Below are 18,219 nucleotides of genomic sequence, written 5' to 3' on the forward strand. Positions count from 1 at the left end.
ATGTAAACGCCTGAGAAGGTCACAAGCAAATAAAAGGTTTTAGATAAATGGCTACACAAGACGAATTGAAGCAACAGGTTGCCAAGGCAGCAGTAGAGTATGTAAAAGGCGGCATTATCGGCGTGGGTACTGGATCCACTGCCAATTTCTTTATCGATGAACTGGCCAAGGTCAAGGATCGTATTGAAGGTGCTGTGGCGAGTTCTGAAGCCACAGCCCAGCGCTTGCGCGGACATGGTATCCAAGTATTTGATCTCAACGATGTTGATGGTATGGAGATCTATGTGGATGGTGCAGACGAAATCACCGAGCAGATGCATATGCTCAAGGGTGGCGGTGGCGCGTTAACGCGCGAAAAGATCGTAGCTGCCTGTGCCAGAGATTTCATCTGTATCTGTGACCAGAGCAAACTCGTGCCTGTACTGGGCAAGTTCCCTTTGCCAGTGGAAGTGATCCCCATGGCCCAGGCATATGTGGCGCGTGAGCTGGTCAAGCTGGGTGGACAGCCCAAGCTGCGTGATTTCACCACTGACAACGGCAACCTGATCCTGGATGTACACGGCCTGACTATTACTGACCCTGTGGCGTTTGAGGCACGGGTGAATGAAATCGTGGGTGTAGTGACCAATGGCCTGTTTGCAGCGCGTCCGGCCAATGTATTATTGCTGGCGACTGCGGATGGCGTTAGAACCCTGACTGCAAAGTAACAGGCGCGTACCAGCTCAACATGAAATTGTCATAATCGGCAATTAGACTACAACGTTGACTCAGTCACTCCAGTCGGGGCTATCTCGGCTGGATTTATTCACGGAAGGGATCGCGTTATGCAATTAGAACATACATCCAAGCAGTATGATGCCGAGCTGGAATCAGTCCGTGCCAAAGTGCTGGAAATGGGCGGTTTGGTTGAGCAGCAAATCGTCAATGCTTTGGACGCTCTGATCAATGTCAATCTCACCTTGTCTGACAAAGTGATTGCTAATGATCACAGGGTGAATGCACTGGAAGTCCAGATTGATGAGGATTGCAGTCATATCATTGCACGTCGTCAGCCGGCAGCAGGGGATTTGCGCATGATCATGATGGTGGTCAAGACCATCACGGATTTGGAGCGCATTGGCGATGAGGCCACCAAGATTGCGCGTGTTGCGCAAAAGGTGTCTGAGTCCGGCCGTCTGTACACGCCACGTTTCAATGAAATCAAAACCATGGTGGGACATGTGCGTGAAATGTTGCGCACAGCCCTGGATGCCTTTGCGCGTCTGGACGTTACCAAAACCGTGGATGTGGCACGTCAGGACGAGCAGGTTGATGAACAGTTCCGTGCCGCGATGCGCCAGCTGATTACGTTTATGCTGGAAGATCCGCGTACTATTTCCATGTCGCTGGAAGTCCTGTTCGTTGCCAAGGCCATTGAACGTATCGGCGATCATGCCAAGAATATTGCCGAATATGTCATCTACATGGTAAAAGGCAAGGACGTACGCCATACCACGGTGCAGGAGATGGAGCGCGAAGCGCAGGAACCATGACCGGGTTGGCACAGAGTTCCATCGATTCAATAGAAGGTTGAATTTGGCTACAAGACCATCGGAGTTTCCAGAGATCGCTGCTGTCGATCTGGGTTCCAATAGTTTCCGTCTGCAGCTTGCACGAGTGACAGACGGACACCTGCTTTTCCATGATTCCCTGCGTGAGACGGTGCGTCTTGGCGCCGGGTTGGATGAGAAAAACAACCTGAGCACTGAGGCGCAGCAACGGGCAATCGATTGCCTGAAGCGTTTTGGCGAGCGCTTGAGGGGATTACCGCCGCAAGCTGTCCGTGCAGTGGCCACTAATACTTTCCGGGTGGCCCGCAATGCTCCCAATTTCATGAGGGAAGCCCAGGAGGCACTGGGTTTCCCGATAGAAATCATTGCTGGTCGCGAAGAGGCGCGCATGATTTTTGTCGGTGTCAGCCATAGTCTGCCTCCTGCGACACATAAACGCCTGGTGATCGATATCGGCGGCGGTTCCACAGAGTTCATCATTGGACAAAGCCTGGAACCCATCGCCATGGAAAGCCTGTACATGGGTTGTGTCAGCTATAGCCTGCGTTATTTTCCTGACGGGAAAATTACCGAGGCAGGCATGCGGCGCGCGCGGATTGCTGCGGCGGCTGAAATCCAGGGGATACGCAAGCATTTTCTCTCTGAGGGCTGGGACGAAGCGGTTGGATCATCAGGAACAGCCAAGGCGTTGGGGGAGATTTCCCGCTTGAGTGGGCTGGGTGAGGGTGAAATTACCCGTGACGGGCTGGAATTCATTTCCCAGCAAATATTGCAAGCAGGCAGTATCAGGAAAATTAACCTGCCAGGAATCAGTGCAGACCGGGCGGCGGTGTTGCCTGGAGGGGTGGCGGTTATGATGGCCGCATTCGATGCACTCAAGATAGAACGTATGACAGCAGCCAATAGCGCTTTGCGCGAGGGAGTGCTGTATGAGTTGCTGGGACGTTTGCATGACCAGGATGTCCGGGAGACGACAGTATCAAGCTTTATGCGGCGTTATCATGTGGAGCCTGACCAGGCCGAACGTGTGCGGGAACTGGCACTGGATCTCCTGGCCCAGTCCAGGTCCAGATTGCAGCATATGGATGCAGACACTGCAGCGCAATACCTGACCTGGGCAGCAAGCCTGCATGAGATTGGCATCTCTATTGCACATGCAGGCTATCATAAACATTCAGCTTATATCGTCGAAAACGCTGATATGCCTGGGTTCTCCAATATTGAGCAGGAAACGCTGGGCTTGCTGGTCAAGGCGCATCGGCGATCCCTAGGCAAACTGGAAGCCAGCCTGATAGGGAGTCATGATCGTTTGCTGTTGGTTCTGATCCTGCGGCTGGCAGTGTTATTCCACCGCAATCGCCAGCCAGACCATTATCCACAGCCTGAATTATTGATCACAAAGTCTGGTTACCAGCTCAATATCGAGGCTGACTGGCTCAAGGAAAATCCCTTGACGGAAGCGGAGCTGTTGAACGAAGTGACATATTGGAAAGAAATCGGGCTGACCCTGGAACTGGGCGTTTGAGGCATTGGGCAGTCCCGCATGAAAAAGGCCGATAGTCGTATCGGCCTTTTTTGTGGATAACGCTGGATTGGCTCAAACGTCCGGCAATATTTCCTGTCCATGTTCCTGCATCAGGAACTGCTGTGCAGTGAAACTGGCCCTGCGGTTTGGCTTGAGCGCATAACTGCCATCCTGCTGCATCTCCCAGGCGTTGGTATTGTCCTTAAGGTAAGGTTCCAGCCCTTCCTTGAATACACGTCGCTTCGCTTTCGCATCCAGTAGCGGGAAGCAGATCTCGATACGGCGGAAAAAGTTGCGGTACATCCAGTCTGCACTGGAAAGATGGATGTGTTCTGCCCCATTGTCATAGAAATAGAAAATGCGGGTGTGCTCGAGAAAACGGCCGACGATGGAGCGCACCCTGATATTTTCCGAGACGCCGGGAATGCCGGGGCGCAATGCACAGACGCCACGCACGATGAGGTCGATTTGCACACCGGCCGTGGATGCATCGTAAAGGGCACGGATCACGTCAGGATCCAGCAGCGCATTCATCTTGGCGATAATACGGGCTTTTTTGCCGGAGCGGGCAATGTCAGCTTCATTCTGAATGGCCTTGACCATGCGTTGATGCAAGGTGAACGGGGATTGCCAGAGATGGCGCAGTTTGCTGGCGCGGCCAAGTCCGGTCAGCTGCGCGAATACATCATTGACGTCCTCACTGATCTCCTCCTGGCAGGTCAGTACCCCGAAATCGGTATACAGCCGTGCTGTCCGCTGGTGGTAATTGCCTGTGGCGATATGTACATAGCGACGCAGCTTATCTTCTTCGCGGCGCACGACCATGGCCATCTTGGCGTGTGTCTTGTGGCCGACGACACCGTAGACTACATGGGCACCGGCATTCTCAAGCTTGGCGGCCCAATTAATATTGGCTTCTTCATCGAAGCGCGCCAGCAGTTCCACCACCACTGTGACTTCTTTGCCGCGCTGCGCTGCTTCAATCAATGATTTCATCAGCGTTGAGTCTGCGCTGGTACGATAGAACGTCTGCTTGATTGCCAGAACCTGAGGGTCTTCTGCCGCCTGTTTGATGAATTCAATCACAGGATTGAATGACTGGAACGGATGATGCAGCAGAATATCCTGTTTGCGGATTGCCTTGAAGATATCCGCTTCCTTGAGCAGTTCTTTCGGCAGACTCGGTGTGTAGTGTGCAAACTTGAGGTCAGGGCGGTCAACGCTGTCCGGAATCTGCATCAGGCGTACCAGGTTGACCAGGCCGTTTACTTGATACAGGTCTTCCTGTGTCAACCCAAATTGGCCGAGCAGGAAGGAGGACATCTCTGCCGGGCAGTTATCTGCTACTTCCAGGCGTACCGCGTCGCCGTACTGGCGATGAGCCAGTTCACCCTGCAAAGCCAACCTGAGGTCGGTGGTGTCTTCATCATCCAGAATCAGGTCAGTGTCGCGCGTGACACGGAATTGGTAGCAACCCTTCACCGTCATGCCGGAGAATAATTCGCTGACATGGGCATGCAGGATGGAGGACAGGAATACAAAACCATGGTCACAGCCGGCAATCTCGCGTGGCAGGCGGATGACGCGCGGTAAGGCGCGAGGTGCCTGCACAATGGCTACGCCGGAATTACGCCCGAAAGCATCCTTGCCTTCCAGTTCAACGGCGAAATTGAGGCTCTTGTTGAGTACGCGCGGAAATGGATGTGCTGGGTCCAGGCCGATAGGCGTGAGGATAGGCATCAGCTCGCGGAAAAAATAGGCGGCAATCCATTCGCGCTGAGTATCGTTCCAGTCCCCACGGCGGATAAAGCGGATTTCTTCTGCCGCCAGTTGCGGCAGCACCACATCGTTGAGGATTTTGTACTGGAGCTCGACCATCTCGTGCGCCATGCTGCTGACTGTTGCCAGTGCCTGCTTGGGCAGGAGGCCATCTGGGCCTATGTGTGGAGAGTTGTACTTGATCTGGTTTTTGAGACCGGCAACGCGCACCTCGAAAAACTCATCCATGTTGCTGCTGAAAATGCAGAGAAACTTCAGGCGTTCCAATAGGGGAACCCGTTCATCCTCTGCTTGCGCCAGCACGCGGCGATTGAAGGCTAGAATGCCGAGTTCGCGATTGATAAAGTATTCGGGATTCAATTTAACGGGCAACATGATATAAAAACCTTACTCTATGCCCGTAATATGACAATTTAATGAAAACTGATCAACTGTTGGGTGGGACATAGCCTGAAGCCGTGTCAGCACCATCTCCGAAGAAATAGGCTTCGGTTTGTTGGGTGAGGTACTGGCGTGCGGACGCATCAGCAAGACTCAGGCGGTTTTCATTGACCAGCATGGTCTGTTGTTTCAGCCATCCTGCCCAGGCTTCCTTGGAAACATGTTCGTAAATACGTTTGCCCAGCTCGCCAGGATATGGTGGAAAGTCCAGTCCGTCCGCGTTGCGGCCCAATTTGATACAAAAAACAGTGCGTGCCATGATCCAGCTCAGAAAGTTGCGTGAAGAAGAGCCATATCATAACGCAAGCTGCAGGCTGGTGCGATAGCCTGCAGCTTGTTGCCTGTGTCTAGAACTCGCCGCGCAGGCCGACCAACAGGGAACGGCCACCCATGGGGGCAATGTCCTTGAGGATGGAAGTATGATCACGTATGGTCTGGTCAAGCAGGTTATAGGCTTTGGCGAAAGCTTCCAGTTGGAAGGGCTGGGGACTGGGCAGCTTATAGGTCAATGTTGCATTGACCAGCGTGTAGCCATCAGTCGTCAGCTCATTCTCATCGGTACGGTTCTGCTTGAATGCATGTAATACGTCGAGCCTGGAGCCGAAGCGGTTGTAGCGATAGTCCAGTCCGAAGCCGAGTTTGAGTGGGGAGATGCGCGGCAGGGAGCCGCCGGTGTCGCGGTTGGTGGCGCGCACATAATCTCCCCGCAGGTTGAGGTCCAGCGAACCGGTTCTGTCATAAACGCGGAACTTGCCTTCTGCCTCAATACCCTTGAATACTGCTCTGGCACCCTTGAATTCAGCTTCTGCGATATCGGAATCCGCCTGGCCTGCTTCGCCTTCCTCATTGACGAGATTGCCACTGTTGAACAGGCCGATGAAGTTGCTGAAGCGGGTGTAATAAGCCCCGATACTGAAACTATTGTGATCCTGTTTCCAGCGTAGTTGCGCATCTATGCCATTGGAACGTTCCTTGTCCAGATTACTGGAACCAATTTCGTATTGGTCGGTAGCGACATGCACGCCATCGGCATATAGCTCAAAATAGCTGGGAGCGCGTTCATTGTGCGACAGGTTGGTAGTCAGCGACCACTGGTCGTTGAGAGTGAACAGGGCACCGGTTGCCAGGCTGTAGGGTGTGAACGAACGTGATTCGCTGGGGCCGAAATCCGCCCCGCCCCTGGATTCTATCTTTGCATGTTCTACGCGTCCGCCAAATGTGAGCTTCACTGTGTCCAGGGGGAGCTCTTCATAGAGGTACACGGCTTGTGTGCTGGTGCGGTTTGCTGGGACAAAGGCCTCTTCGCCCAACGCTTCAAAGCGGGAGTTGTGGAACTGCACGCCAACGACGCCAGATAATGGACCAATGTTGCCATGTGTGGCTTCGATAGAGCCTTCCACCCCGCGATTCTTGAAGGTTGTGCCTACCTCGCCATCTTCCAGCTCACGGTGTTTATAATCGGTATAGGCCATGCGTACCTTGACCTTGCTGATAATGGTGCCGAGGTCACGTAACTCCGAAGCAAAATCCCAACGGTCACTTTTCATGTCAATCGTGACATCGGGCTCGGCGACGGTACCGTATTTATTGTTGAAGGTGGAATAGGACATGCCGACATAGCCATTTTCCAGGGCGATGGATGCGCCGATGGCGCCGCCATCTGCATCTGAACCACTATTGACCAGTCTGCCCTTGTGTTCGCGGGATTCACCTGTGGCTTCACTCTTGCGGCGGGACATGGCGTAACCCGGGATATCCAGGTCATCGGTCTTGCGCTTGTATGCATCAGCATGAATGGTCAGCACACCATTGCCTGCATCCAGCACAATGGCACCATTTTTCTGGTTTTCTGCACCACCGAACCGGACCTCGCTACGGCCTGTGATGCCATCAATGGCTTCTTTGGGGATGCGGTGGTCAATGGCATTCACCACGCCGCCTACTGCACTGCCACCATAGAGCAAGGCAGCAGGGCCGCGGACTACGTCAATCTGCTCGATGACTAGTGGATCCAGTGCAATTGCATGATCAAAACTCAGGCTGGAAGCATCCAGGATACCAACGCCATTCTGCATCATGCGCACGCGCTCCCCATCCAGTCCGCGGATGACAGGGCGGGAGGCATTCGGGCCGAAATAAGTCGAGGATACGCCTGGAATGGATTTCAAGGTTTCTCCCAGCGTGCTTTCACGCTGGAGTGAGAGCTCCCGGCCGCTCAACGTGGAAACCGGGGTTACCATTTCATCAGAGGCGACTCCCAGAGGGTTGGCTGTGACGGCAATCGTCGGCAGTTCAATGTTGTCCGCGGCCTTGGCCAGTGGGATGGATAAGGTGCTGCCAAATGCAACGCTGATGGCAAGCAGGATTTTCTTTGGCGCAGGCGCCATGCTGTAATGCTGCATATTCTTCTCGTATCAATGGTTAACTGGTGTGCCAGGCATGCTGCAGATGGGTGCGATGCTGGTAACACTTAGGGATAGCAACATCCCGGATCTTGAGTTATGACGTTGAAACGAGTGTCAGGGGTGGCGCGCGGCAAGTGTAACTGGCAGGAAAATCTATGCTTTGCCGGGAAACAGGCGGTGTGAAGGTGTGTTCGTATGCAGTGGCAGCATGGAGCACATGCGGTGTGACCGGGATCGCACTGCCCATGCTGCTGAAGTGCAAGCATTGCTCACAGAATGTAGAGTGCGGCGCCTTGGTTTGGGTGTGCTGATCCTCAATATGCGAAATTGCATGCGTGGCAACCGCTTGCTGGCTGAACAGCAGCAATAGGGATAGCACATAGGCATGCAGATATTTTCGCAACATAGTTGCATTCTAGCAGGGTGAGCCGAAAAAAGAAACGGTCAGGAGATGAATGATCCTGACCGTACGCTGGAGGGCAGCTATGGTGGATAGCTGCGCTTGAGGTTTTAGGCTGTGAAATTGGCAGCCACAAAATCCCAATTGATGATATTCCAGAATTCTTCCGCATACTTGGGGCGTGCATTGCGATAATCCACGTAGTAGGCGTGTTCCCATACATCAATGGTCAACAATGGAGTTTGTCCTTTGGTCAGCGGTGTTTCTGCATTGCTGGTGCTTTCCAGGCCAAGGCTGCCATCAGCATTCTTTACCAGCCATGCCCAGCCGGCGCCAAACGTGGTGATGGCCTTCTGGGTGAATTGCTTCTTGAACTCTTCAAAAGAACCAAAAGTCTTGTTGATGGCATCAGCCAGTACGCCTGTAGGTTCGCCACCACCGTTTGGCTTGAAGCAATTCCAGTAGAAAGTATGGTTCCAGACCTGGGCAGCGTTATTGAAGATACCGCCGGAAGATTGCTTGATGATCTCTTCCAGAGAGGCATTTTCAAACTCAGTTCCTTGGGTCAGGTTGTTTAGGTTAGTCACATAAGCCTGATGGTGCTTGCCATAGTGAAAGTCGATGGTTTCAGCAGAAATGACGGGTTCCAGGGCATCCTTGGCATAAGGGAGCGGAGGAAGTTGATGAGCCATGCTTATTCCTTTTCATATTTGGTTGCAAGAAATTGGCAGGCATTTTGCCATAAGAGAAAAAATGCTGAGGTAGCGCAAATCATTCTCGAATGCAGTCAGAACATGCCTGTCCGTAGACAGGCACTTGGGAGATATCAGGGCAGGGCGAATGGGGTGGGATCGGTCCAGGGCTTGTCGCCACATACCAATGCAGCAATCAGGCTGGCGCTGGCAGGGCCCATGGTCAGGCCATAGCGGAAGTGGCCTGTATTGAGGAACAAGTTTTCTACTTGCGGATGCGGGCCGATGACGGGCATATTCTCTGGTGTGCCAGGCCGCAGCCCGCTCCAGTGCTTGATGACGGGAAGCTGGTGGAGCTCTGGCATCAGGGCTTCTGCCTTGACGCAGATTTCCTCGCGTACCGTGCCGGTCGTGGATGCATCAAAACCTACATCTTCCAGTGTGCTGCCAGCCAGCAAGTAGCCATCGCGCCGGGGTACCAGGTAAAAACCTTCCCGATAAATCACGGTGTCTGGAACACGTTCCGGCTTATAAAGCACAATCTGTCCACGCATGGGTTTGATCTGCAGCTTGTCTGCCACTTCTTTCAACAGGTCAAAACTCCAGGCGCCGGAAGTCACGATGAACCGATCTGCCTGCAGGGTTTCACCATTGGTGGTGCGCCATGAAGTCAGCTTGGATTCGCCGGTAGCCAGGGGCACGAGTTCAGTATGCTCCAATAACCTTACATCGTGCGATTCCAGCCAGGCACGCAATGCATGCATGATGCACGGAGGACGTATCTGCTTGACGTCAGGCAGATACAAGGCATTTTCCCCCCTGGAAGATTGCACCCCGAATCGGGAGGCTTCCACTTCCTCCACTGTCATACGGTAGCGCTCGCACCAGGACAGCGCTGCCTCTCGATCAAAACTCGGGAGCAATAGAAAACCTGAGTGAAGCAGTTGCGGATCTATGCCGGTTTCCCTGAACAGGCGCGCGCAAATATCGTTGTACAAGGCAGAACCATGGTTGGTCAAGGTATTGACATGATCGGAATACATCCAGGGAAGCAGGGGGAACATGATGCCTGCTCCTGCCCACGAGGATTCTCCCGAGGTCTGGCTGGCAATCTGGTTGCGCTCGACAATGGTGACTTTACAACCACGCGATACCAGTTCCATGGCAGTGAGGCAGCCGACAATGCCGCCACCTGCAATCAATACGTGCAGGCTCATGGCTGGGAGTTCCGGGGAGGCTGAATGAAACGACTTTCAGGGCTTGGCAAATTATTCACGCAAAAATTATGCCGACTTTGACGGCATATCCTTTATTCAGGGAACGTTCCCTTTTATACTTGGCAGATATGGGAAATTCCAAGTTAAAGACAAGCGACAGCGCAACAGCGCCATTGCAGCTTGCGCGCGAAGTCTTGATGATAGAGGCGCGCGAAGTGCAGGCATTGGCCGAGCGCCTGGATGAAAACTTCGTCAACGCAGTTGAGCTTATTTTACAATGTCGTGGTCGAGTTGTCGTGACCGGGATCGGAAAATCAGGGCACATCGGTCATAAAATTGCTGCGACATTGGCCAGCACCGGAACGCCTGCTTTTTTCATGCACCCAGCGGAGGCAAGCCATGGCGATCTGGGGATGATCACGCAGGGGGATGTCGTGATTGCGCTGTCCAACTCAGGCGAGGCCGATGAGTTGCTGGCTATCCTGCCGCCACTCAAACGGATTGGCGCACCCATCATCAGTATTTCTGGTAACCGTGCCTCCACGCTGTCACGTGCGGCGACAGTGTTTCTGGATGCTCATGTGTCGCAAGAAGCTTGTCCCCTGGGACTGGCGCCTACAGCCAGTACCACTGCGGCATTGGCGCTGGGAGATGCGTTGGCGGTGACCTTGCTTGAACAACGTGGATTCTCAAAAGAGGATTTTGCCCTGGCGCATCCGGGAGGTTCCCTGGGGCGACGCCTGCTGGTACATGTGGAAGATGTCATGCGGCAAGGTGATGCGATTCCTGTCATCGAAGCCAGTCGCAGCCTCAAGGATGGCTTGCTGGAAATGTCGCGTAAAGGCCTGGGGATGACGGCTGTGCTGGATGAGCATGGGCGCGCAGCGGGTATTTTCACGGATGGCGACTTGCGTCGTGCATTCGAGTCGGGAATCGATATTCATGCCACCCTGATGCGTGATGTGATGCACAGGCAACCGCAAACTATTACTCCGGAACAGCTGGCAGTTGATGCCGTAGCCTTGATGGAGCAGTATTCAATTAGTAGCCTGCTGGTCGTGGACCAGCAGGACAATCTGGTCGGGGCGCTGAATATGCACGATCTACTTATGGCAAAGGTGGTTTAGAAGGTGATTTCTCTGGAAGCGCGTGCAAAGCGTATCAAGGTGGCAGTATTTGATGTTGACGGTATTTTGACCAATGGTGGATTAATGCTGGGTGATGATGGCCTGGAGTACAAGATATTTCATTCGCAGGATGGCCTGGGGATGAAAATGCTCAGCAACACGGGTGTACGCCTGGCCTATATCACAGGGAGGAAATCGAATGTGGTCGTCAAGCGTGCAGAAAATACCGGCGTGCATATCCTGTACCAGGGCGTGGATGACAAGTTGGCAGCATTCAATGACCTGCTGGAACAACAGGACGTATCTGCAGAAGAGTGCCTGTTTATGGGAGATGATGTGATTGATATTCCACCAATGCGCCGTGCCGGATTGGCGATTACCGTGCCGCATGCGATGCCACTGGTCAAGGAATATGCCCATTATACGACTGAGCGCCAGGCGGGATTCGGGGCCGTGCGTGAAGTATGTGAAATGCTCATGAAAGCGCAGGGTACATTCGATGCGCAAATGGCACCTTACCTGAAGTAAGTCGGATATGCTGGGACGCACTAATACTATATTGTTTCCACTTGCCGTGCTGGGTTTGCTGGCATTGATCACTTTGTGGATAGACCGGACAGTGCAGGCACCCGAGCCCAGGGTGGACGGTAACGCACGCCATGATCCCGATTACATCCTGAACAATTTTGTGACTACCAGAACGGATGCCAACGGTAATATCAGCCATATTCTCAAGGCTTCCGAGATGCGGCACTATCCGGACGATGATACTACGCAGCTGGAAAAGCCTTACCTGACCCAGCAAGGAATAGGACAACCGGTGACAACGATTGAAAGCAAGCGTGGCACTGTTTCCAGCAAGGCGGATGTCGTGGAGTTCTATGATGATGTGCGCGTCGTTCGGCAGGCGTTTGGTGATCGTCCGGAAATGACATTGACAACAGATTACTTAAAGGTGGAGCCTGACAATGACGTCGCATCCACTGACAAGCCTGTGGTTATTACCCAGGGGCCTAAGAGTGTTGTGCGTGCAGTGGGAATGTACTACGACAAGAAAAACCAGACGATACAGTTGAACAAGCGTATACGCAGCCATTACGAGCGTCCGGCGCCTGCAAGAAAAGCGCAGCCGGCGAGTCGGGCAGGAACAGTGACGAACAAGGCAGCCAAGCAGACTAAAACCAAGCCTGTGAGTAGCAAAAATGCTAAGCTGCCAGCTAAAACCAAGTAAAACGAAAATCTTCAGCGGAGACTATATGCGCATCCTGCGTTATTCCTTTTTGTTAACCATGCTGGGGTGTATGCTGGTCAGTACAGCATATGCAGAAAAAGCAGATCGGGAAAAGCCGATTGAGCTTGAGGCGGATGCCGTGCAGGTCAATGATGCCAAGAAAACCAGTACTTATACGGGCAATGTCATCCTGACCCAGGGAACATTGATGATTCGTGGAGATAAACTGGTGGTGCGTGAGGACAAGGAAGGGTTCCAGCATAGTACTTCCTATGGAAATCCAACTACCTTCAAGCAGAAACGGGATGGCAAGAATGAGTACATGGAAGGCAGCGCCCAGCGTATAGAGTATGATGGACGCATGGACAAGGTGCAGCTGTATACCAAGGCCTGGGTCAAGCGTGGTGAAGATATCGTGCATGGTGACTACATCATGTATGACGCCAATGCCGAATATGCGGAAGTCATCAGTGGCGGTTCACAGGCAGCTACCCCTGAAACACCTGGAGGGCGTGTACGTGCTGTGATTCAGCCTAAGAAAAAACCATCTGATGGTGCAACGCCTGCAGTAGAAACTCCCTGAAGTTATGCTCCGTCTCAATGACTGGATTATCTGGATTGTGGTGTAAATGAGTGCATTAATCGTAGAAGGTCTGCGTAAAAAGTATAAGTCACGTACTGTGGTGCAGGATATCTCCTTGCAGCTCAATAGTGGTGAAGTGGTCGGTTTGCTGGGGCCCAATGGAGCAGGAAAGACGACCAGTTTTTATATGATGGTCGGGTTGGTATCACTGGATGGCGGCCGTATCCTGCTGGATGGCAAGGATCTCAGCCGCATGCCTATACATCAACGTGCTCGCATGGGGTTGGCATACCTGCCGCAGGAGCCGTCTATTTTCCGCAAGATGACAGTGACGGAAAATATCCAGGCGATTCTGGAGTTGCAGCCTTTGACAGATGCGCAGCGTGAGGAACAGCTTGAGTCTCTGCTCAATGAGCTTCATATCACGCATATCCGCAATAGCATGGCGGTGAGCCTGTCTGGTGGTGAACGTCGGCGCGTCGAAATTGCGAGATGCCTGGCTACCAATCCAAGTTTTATCCTGTTGGATGAGCCATTTGCAGGAATTGACCCGATTGCGGTACTGGATATCCAGAAAATTGTACGTTTTCTCACGGAACGTAACATTGGAGTCCTGATTACGGATCATAACGTACGTGAAACACTGGGGATTTGCGACCGTGCCTATATTGTGAATGAGGGCCGCGTATTTGCCGCAGGTAAGCCCAGTGAGATTATTCACAATGATAGCGTCAGAGAAGTTTATCTCGGCAAGGACTTCCGTCTGTAGTATTGACCGATTAGAACGATGAAGCATAGTTTACAACTAAAATTTTCTCAGAACCTTGCATTGACGCCGCAGTTGCAGCAGTCAATCAAGTTGCTGCAATTATCTTCACAGGAACTCAATCAGGAACTCGAATCTTTACTGCAGGCCAATCCCTTGCTGGAGCGTGTGGATGGGCCCGATGGAGTGGGTGGGGATGTTCCGGAAAACTATGCGCCTGTATCCGAGGCAACGAGTGCGACCAGTGAGGCACCTGAGCCTGCCAGCGAGGAATTGCCGCGCATGGAGGAATTCAGTGGCGGCGATGATTATTATGAGTCTTTTCAGGGCAGTAATCGTTGGGAGGAGGGAAACTCAAACAATGATGACGATAACGATTTCACCTTTCAGGAAGCTGTCAGTTTTACCCTGCGCGAGCACCTGTTAAGCCAGGTCAAGTTGCTGCCATTGTCCGAGCGTGATCAGACCCTGGCAATGGTGCTGGTGGATGCCATTAATGATGATGGCTATCTCGAGCAATCACTGGAAGATCTTGCGGAATTGTTGCCGGAAGAGCTTGAGATCGAATTGCTCGAACTGGAAACCACTCTGAAACATATCCAGAACCTTGATCCGCCTGGTATAGGCGCGCGCGATCTGGCGGAGTGCCTGGTTCTGCAACTGAAAGCACTGCCTGGGGAAACGCCACATGTTGGTCTGGCGATCAAGGTGGCTGAGCATCACTTGCCTTTGCTGGCGAGCCGGGACTACGGCCGTTTGCGCAAATTACTGCATTGCGATGATGATGTATTGAAGCTGGTACAGCAATTGGTTGTTCAGCTCAATCCGCGCCCAGGTTCGGGATTCAGCCATATTGCGTCAGACCATTATATCCAGCATGAAATTGTAGTGAAAAAGGTCAAGGGCGTCTGGCTGGCCAGCCTCAATGATGAGGTTGTACCCAAGCTCAGGATCAACCAGCTGTATGCGGATATCCTGAAACGCAACCGGGATAGCTCGGGGCAGTACCTGACCAGCCAGATGCAGGAAGCCAAATGGATGATCAAGAATATTCAGCAGCGTTTCTCCACCATATTGCGGGTATCACAGGCCATTGTGGATAGGCAGCGCCATTTCTTTGAACATGGGGAAGTGGCGATGCGCCCCCTGGTTCTGCGGGAGATTGCCGATGAGCTTGGCTTGCATGAATCCACGGTGTCACGGGTGACAACGCGTAAGTATATGCTTACACCGCGTGGTGTATATGAATTGAAATATTTCTTTGGCAGCCATGTTGCCACTGAGTCTGGTGGCGCTTGTTCAGCAACGGCAATTCGCGCATTGATCAAGCAAATGGTGAGTGAGGAAAATCCGAAGAAGCCACTTTCTGATAACCAGATTGCGGATATTCTCGGTAAACAGGGCATTGTGGTGGCAAGAAGAACCATTGCAAAATACCGCGAGTCTTTACAGATTTCTGCGGCCAACCAGCGCAAGTCGCTTTGATTTGTGCGTTTTTTAGTAAGGAGAGCGTTATGAATTTGCACCTGAACGGACATCATCTAGAGGTTACTCCAGCTTTGCGTGAGTATGTGCAGAGTAAGTTGGCCCGACTCAGTAATCACTTTGATCATGTGATTGACCTCAAGGTAACACTGAGTGTGGAGAAATTGGTGCAAAAGGCGGAAGCCACATTGCATGTGCCGGGTAATGACCTGCATGCGGAATGTGGGGCAGAAAGCATGTATGGTGCCATTGATACTCTGGCTGACAAGCTTGACCGCCAGATATTGAAACACAAGGAGAAAACAGGCAGCCACAATCAGGCTGCCGGTGGACTCAAGCATCAAGCTGTTGAATAACGCTGAATAAATTGCCCGGAATGCCTAATGAATGAACACATGATCGGCATCCGGGCAATCTGTCTTTTCTCCTGATTTTTATTCCCAAGGTATCAAGCGCACATGGCTGAAATCAGTGTTACCCAGCTGTACAAGGACACACGTCGCAAGCTCAAGTTGAAATGGGTTGCCGGTCTGGCAGGGGGTGATAACCCGTTGAACAGTGAGACGGTGACCAAGCCTTCACTGGCATTGATTGGCCATTTGAATTTTGTGCATCCCAACCGGGTACAGGTATTGGGATGTGCGGAGATGGATTATCTGCGTAGCCTCAAGGCGCAGGAGTTGCAGCAGGCGACCAAGAATTTGTTCTCCGCGGATCTGGCTGCCATTATCGTGGCTAATGGTGAGGAGGCTCCAGAGCAGCTGGTTGTAGCCTCGGAAGAGTACAACACACCTTTATTTGCTTCACCTCTACGTAGTCCCGAGTTGATGGACGTATTGAGCCATTACTTGGCTCAGGCGGTTGCCGTATCCGAAAGCCAGCATGGCGTGTTTCTTGAGGTACAGGGGTTTGGCCTCATGGTGAAGGGTAATCCTGCGATTGGCAAGAGTGAGCTGGCGCTGGAGCTGATTTCGCGCGGACATCGGCTTGTGGCCGATGATATTGTGGATTTTTATCGTATTGCACCAGATCGGCTGGAAGGCCGTTGCCCGGCCTTGCTACAGGACTTTCTGGAAGTACGGGGCCTGGGAGTGCTGAATATCCGCGCCTTGTTTGGTGATAATGCAGTCAAGCCGACCAAGCCCCTGGACCTGATCGTGCAGCTGGAAATGGCGGATACCATGGTGCCACTTGACCGGCTCAAGATTAAATCCCAGCATGAAACCATCCTGGATGTCAGAGTACCCAAAGTGGTGATTCCGGTAGCTGCCGGGCGCAACATTGCTGTCTTGGTCGAAGTCGCAGTGCGGAACCACATGCTGCTGTTACGCGGTATCAACGGCACCAAGCAGTTCATGCAGCGCCAGCACCGCGAAATGGCGCGTACGGCAAGAAAGCTCAAACAACAGGCGGAGTGATTTATGCAACTCGTTATCGTCACTGGTCTTTCTGGTTCTGGTAAAAGTATAGTACTGAAGATGCTGGAAGATAGCGGGTATTACTGTATCGATAACCTGCCCGCTACGTTGTTGCCGCAAATTTCCGAACACCTGAACCAGGCACAGCATGAGCGCGTGGCCATCAGTATCGATACACGCAGCGCATCGCTGGATGTGTTGCCAGGCAATATCCGCAAGCTTAAGGATGAAGGTATCGAGGTGCAGTTGCTGTTTCTCGAAGCCAACACTGAAACCTTGGTGAAGCGCTACAGCGAGACTCGCCGCCGTCATCCATTGAGCAATGACACCAGTACACTGGCTGAGAGTATCAGTCATGAGCGTCATTTGCTGGAGCGTCTGGTTGATCTGGGCTTGCGTGTAGATACCAGCAGCCTCAGCGCCAATGCCTTACGGAACTGGGTCAAGGAATTTGTCACCCAGAAGAACGGTGAGCTGACATTGCTGTTTTCCTCATTCGGTTTCAAGTATGGCATCCCACTGGATGCAGATTATGTGTTTGATGTACGCTGTCTGCCTAATCCTTATTACGATAAAGAGCTGCGCCCTTTCAACGGGCGGGATGCCGTGATTTGCGATTACCTGAATCAGCATGAGAGCGTGCATCTGATGTATGAAGATATTCGTGGTTTCATTGAACGCTGGCTGCCCAGTTTCATTGCCGATAATCGCAGTTATCTGACAGTGGCAATCGGTTGTACCGGAGGGCAGCATCGTTCTGTCTACCTGGCAGAGCGGCTGGCGGCATATTTTGGCAAGCAGCAGCACAAGGTATTGGTGCGGCATCGCACCCTGGAGAAGGGCTAGCATGCGGTGGTGTGCCAGAGAACGGTTAAGCAAACAGGATAGCAAAACATGATAGGCATACTCATTATTGCCCATGGAACACTGGGTGAAAGCCTTATTCACTGTGGCAGTCATGTCATGGGGTCACGTCCTCCTTTACTCAGGCAGCTCGGTGTAGGTACGCATGACGACCCCGCAACCTTGCTACCACAGGCCCAGCAGATGATACGGGAGCTGGACGAAGGCCAGGGGGTATTGATTCTTTCTGATGTCTACGGCGCGACGCCTTGTAACCTGGTGACTCGGCTGCTGATTCCGGGGCATGTAGAGGGTGTGGCAGGTGTCAACCTGCCGATGCTGGTGAGAGCGCTGACTTACCGTGAGGGCAATAATATTATGGCGCTGGTCGAGAAGGCTATCAGTGGCGGACGCGATGGCGTAGTGCATTTTTCCAAGGACGCATGTAAGCATCATGATTAAACAAGAAATAGAAATTATTAATAAACTCGGATTGCATGCGCGCGCATCAACCAAACTGACGCAGACTGCCAGCCAGCATGCCTGTGAAATCTGGATAGAGCGTAATGGTCGTCGCGTCAATGCCAAAAGTATCATGGGCGTGATGATGCTGGCCGCCAGCAAGGGCAGCAAGGTGACACTCGAGACCAATGGCAGTGATGAGGAAGCGGCGATGAATGCTCTGGTCAAGCTTATCAACAGCCGTTTTGGTGAGCCTGAGTAATTTCAACTGATGGTGCTTGCTTTTTCTCCACAG

At 52.5% G+C, this 18,219-nt stretch carries 20 protein-coding genes; 14 read left to right on the plus strand and 6 right to left on the minus strand.

Going from position 1 to position 18,219, the window contains the following annotated elements:
- Positions 1-47: 47 nt before the first annotated feature.
- The 3 genes from rpiA (at position 48) to ppx (ending at position 3,075) form a co-directional block, all read left to right on the plus strand.
- Entirely contained in the window at positions 48-707 is a 660-nt protein-coding gene (rpiA, locus tag CHB59_RS00320; RefSeq protein WP_089374243.1) for a ribose-5-phosphate isomerase RpiA, read from the plus strand.
- 117 nt (positions 708-824) lie between these two features.
- Positions 825-1,532, plus strand: a complete 708-nt coding sequence (gene phoU / locus CHB59_RS00325) for a phosphate signaling complex protein PhoU (RefSeq protein ID WP_089374244.1) — start codon at positions 825-827, stop codon at positions 1,530-1,532.
- 43 nt (positions 1,533-1,575) lie between these two features.
- A complete protein-coding gene (gene ppx / locus CHB59_RS00330; protein WP_089374583.1) occupies positions 1,576-3,075 on the plus strand; it encodes an exopolyphosphatase in 1,500 nt (499 codons plus the stop codon).
- Positions 3,076-3,147: 72 nt separating this feature from the next.
- Here the strand turns inward: ppx and ppk1 are convergent, their stop codons facing one another.
- From ppk1 to CHB59_RS00360, 6 genes are all read right to left on the minus strand, one after another.
- Positions 3,148-5,229: a polyphosphate kinase 1 gene (gene ppk1, locus CHB59_RS00335; protein ID WP_089374245.1), complete on the minus strand. Its 2,082-nt coding sequence runs from the start codon at positions 5,227-5,229 to the stop codon at positions 3,148-3,150.
- Positions 5,230-5,281: 52 nt separating this feature from the next.
- Complete coding sequence (locus CHB59_RS00340) at positions 5,282-5,554, minus strand: oxidative damage protection protein (protein WP_089374246.1); 273 nt, start codon at positions 5,552-5,554, stop codon at positions 5,282-5,284.
- Between the two features lie 88 nt (positions 5,555-5,642).
- Entirely contained in the window at positions 5,643-7,682 is a 2,040-nt protein-coding gene (locus CHB59_RS00345; protein WP_245834979.1) for a TonB-dependent receptor, read from the minus strand.
- Between the two features lie 112 nt (positions 7,683-7,794).
- A complete protein-coding gene (locus tag CHB59_RS00350) occupies positions 7,795-8,106 on the minus strand; it encodes a hypothetical protein (RefSeq protein WP_089374248.1) in 312 nt (103 codons plus the stop codon).
- A 104-nt stretch (positions 8,107-8,210) separates the two neighbouring features.
- Positions 8,211-8,792, minus strand: a complete 582-nt coding sequence (locus CHB59_RS00355; protein ID WP_089374249.1) for a superoxide dismutase — start codon at positions 8,790-8,792, stop codon at positions 8,211-8,213.
- A 134-nt stretch (positions 8,793-8,926) separates the two neighbouring features.
- Positions 8,927-10,009, minus strand: a complete 1,083-nt coding sequence (locus CHB59_RS00360; protein ID WP_089374250.1) for an NAD(P)/FAD-dependent oxidoreductase — start codon at positions 10,007-10,009, stop codon at positions 8,927-8,929.
- Between the two features lie 128 nt (positions 10,010-10,137).
- Here CHB59_RS00360 and CHB59_RS00365 point away from each other — a divergent pair, with 128 nt between their 5' ends.
- The 11 genes from CHB59_RS00365 (at position 10,138) to CHB59_RS00415 (ending at position 18,186) form a co-directional block, all read left to right on the plus strand.
- On the plus strand, positions 10,138-11,136 hold the full coding sequence (locus tag CHB59_RS00365; RefSeq protein WP_089374584.1) for a KpsF/GutQ family sugar-phosphate isomerase: 999 nt from the start codon (positions 10,138-10,140) through the stop codon (positions 11,134-11,136).
- Positions 11,137-11,139: 3 nt separating this feature from the next.
- The gene (locus CHB59_RS00370) at positions 11,140-11,664 is read left to right on the plus strand and encodes a KdsC family phosphatase (RefSeq protein WP_089374251.1); all 525 of its coding nucleotides are present in this window, start codon (positions 11,140-11,142) and stop codon (positions 11,662-11,664) included.
- A gap of 7 nt (positions 11,665-11,671) precedes the next feature.
- Positions 11,672-12,367 (plus strand): LPS export ABC transporter periplasmic protein LptC, encoded by a 696-nt coding sequence (lptC, locus tag CHB59_RS00375; RefSeq protein WP_089374252.1) that lies wholly within the window; start codon positions 11,672-11,674, stop codon positions 12,365-12,367.
- 58 nt (positions 12,368-12,425) lie between these two features.
- Complete coding sequence (gene lptA / locus CHB59_RS00380; RefSeq protein WP_089374585.1) at positions 12,426-12,950, plus strand: lipopolysaccharide transport periplasmic protein LptA; 525 nt, start codon at positions 12,426-12,428, stop codon at positions 12,948-12,950.
- 46 nt (positions 12,951-12,996) lie between these two features.
- On the plus strand, positions 12,997-13,719 hold the full coding sequence (gene lptB, locus CHB59_RS00385) for an LPS export ABC transporter ATP-binding protein (protein WP_089374253.1): 723 nt from the start codon (positions 12,997-12,999) through the stop codon (positions 13,717-13,719).
- 18 nt (positions 13,720-13,737) lie between these two features.
- Positions 13,738-15,201, plus strand: coding sequence for an RNA polymerase factor sigma-54 (locus CHB59_RS00390; RefSeq protein ID WP_089374254.1), 1,464 nt, complete (start codon positions 13,738-13,740; stop codon positions 15,199-15,201).
- Positions 15,202-15,230: 29 nt separating this feature from the next.
- Positions 15,231-15,557 carry a ribosome hibernation-promoting factor, HPF/YfiA family gene (gene hpf / locus CHB59_RS00395; RefSeq protein ID WP_089374255.1) on the plus strand — a complete coding sequence of 109 codons (327 nt, stop codon included), beginning with the start codon at positions 15,231-15,233 and terminating at the stop codon, positions 15,555-15,557.
- A 102-nt stretch (positions 15,558-15,659) separates the two neighbouring features.
- Positions 15,660-16,619 (plus strand): HPr(Ser) kinase/phosphatase, encoded by a 960-nt coding sequence (hprK, locus tag CHB59_RS00400; RefSeq protein ID WP_089374256.1) that lies wholly within the window; start codon positions 15,660-15,662, stop codon positions 16,617-16,619.
- 3 nt (positions 16,620-16,622) lie between these two features.
- Entirely contained in the window at positions 16,623-17,465 is an 843-nt protein-coding gene (gene rapZ / locus CHB59_RS00405) for an RNase adapter RapZ (protein WP_089374257.1), read from the plus strand.
- A gap of 48 nt (positions 17,466-17,513) precedes the next feature.
- Entirely contained in the window at positions 17,514-17,924 is a 411-nt protein-coding gene (locus tag CHB59_RS00410) for a PTS sugar transporter subunit IIA (protein WP_089374258.1), read from the plus strand.
- Positions 17,917-18,186: an HPr family phosphocarrier protein gene (locus tag CHB59_RS00415; protein WP_089374259.1), complete on the plus strand. Its 270-nt coding sequence runs from the start codon at positions 17,917-17,919 to the stop codon at positions 18,184-18,186. Before CHB59_RS00410 ends, CHB59_RS00415 begins: the two co-directional genes overlap by 8 nt.
- The last annotated feature ends 33 nt before the right edge of the window (positions 18,187-18,219 follow it).

This window comes from Methylobacillus rhizosphaerae (assembly GCF_900187985.1).
Classification (GTDB): Bacteria; Pseudomonadota; Gammaproteobacteria; order Burkholderiales; family Methylophilaceae; genus Methylobacillus; species Methylobacillus rhizosphaerae.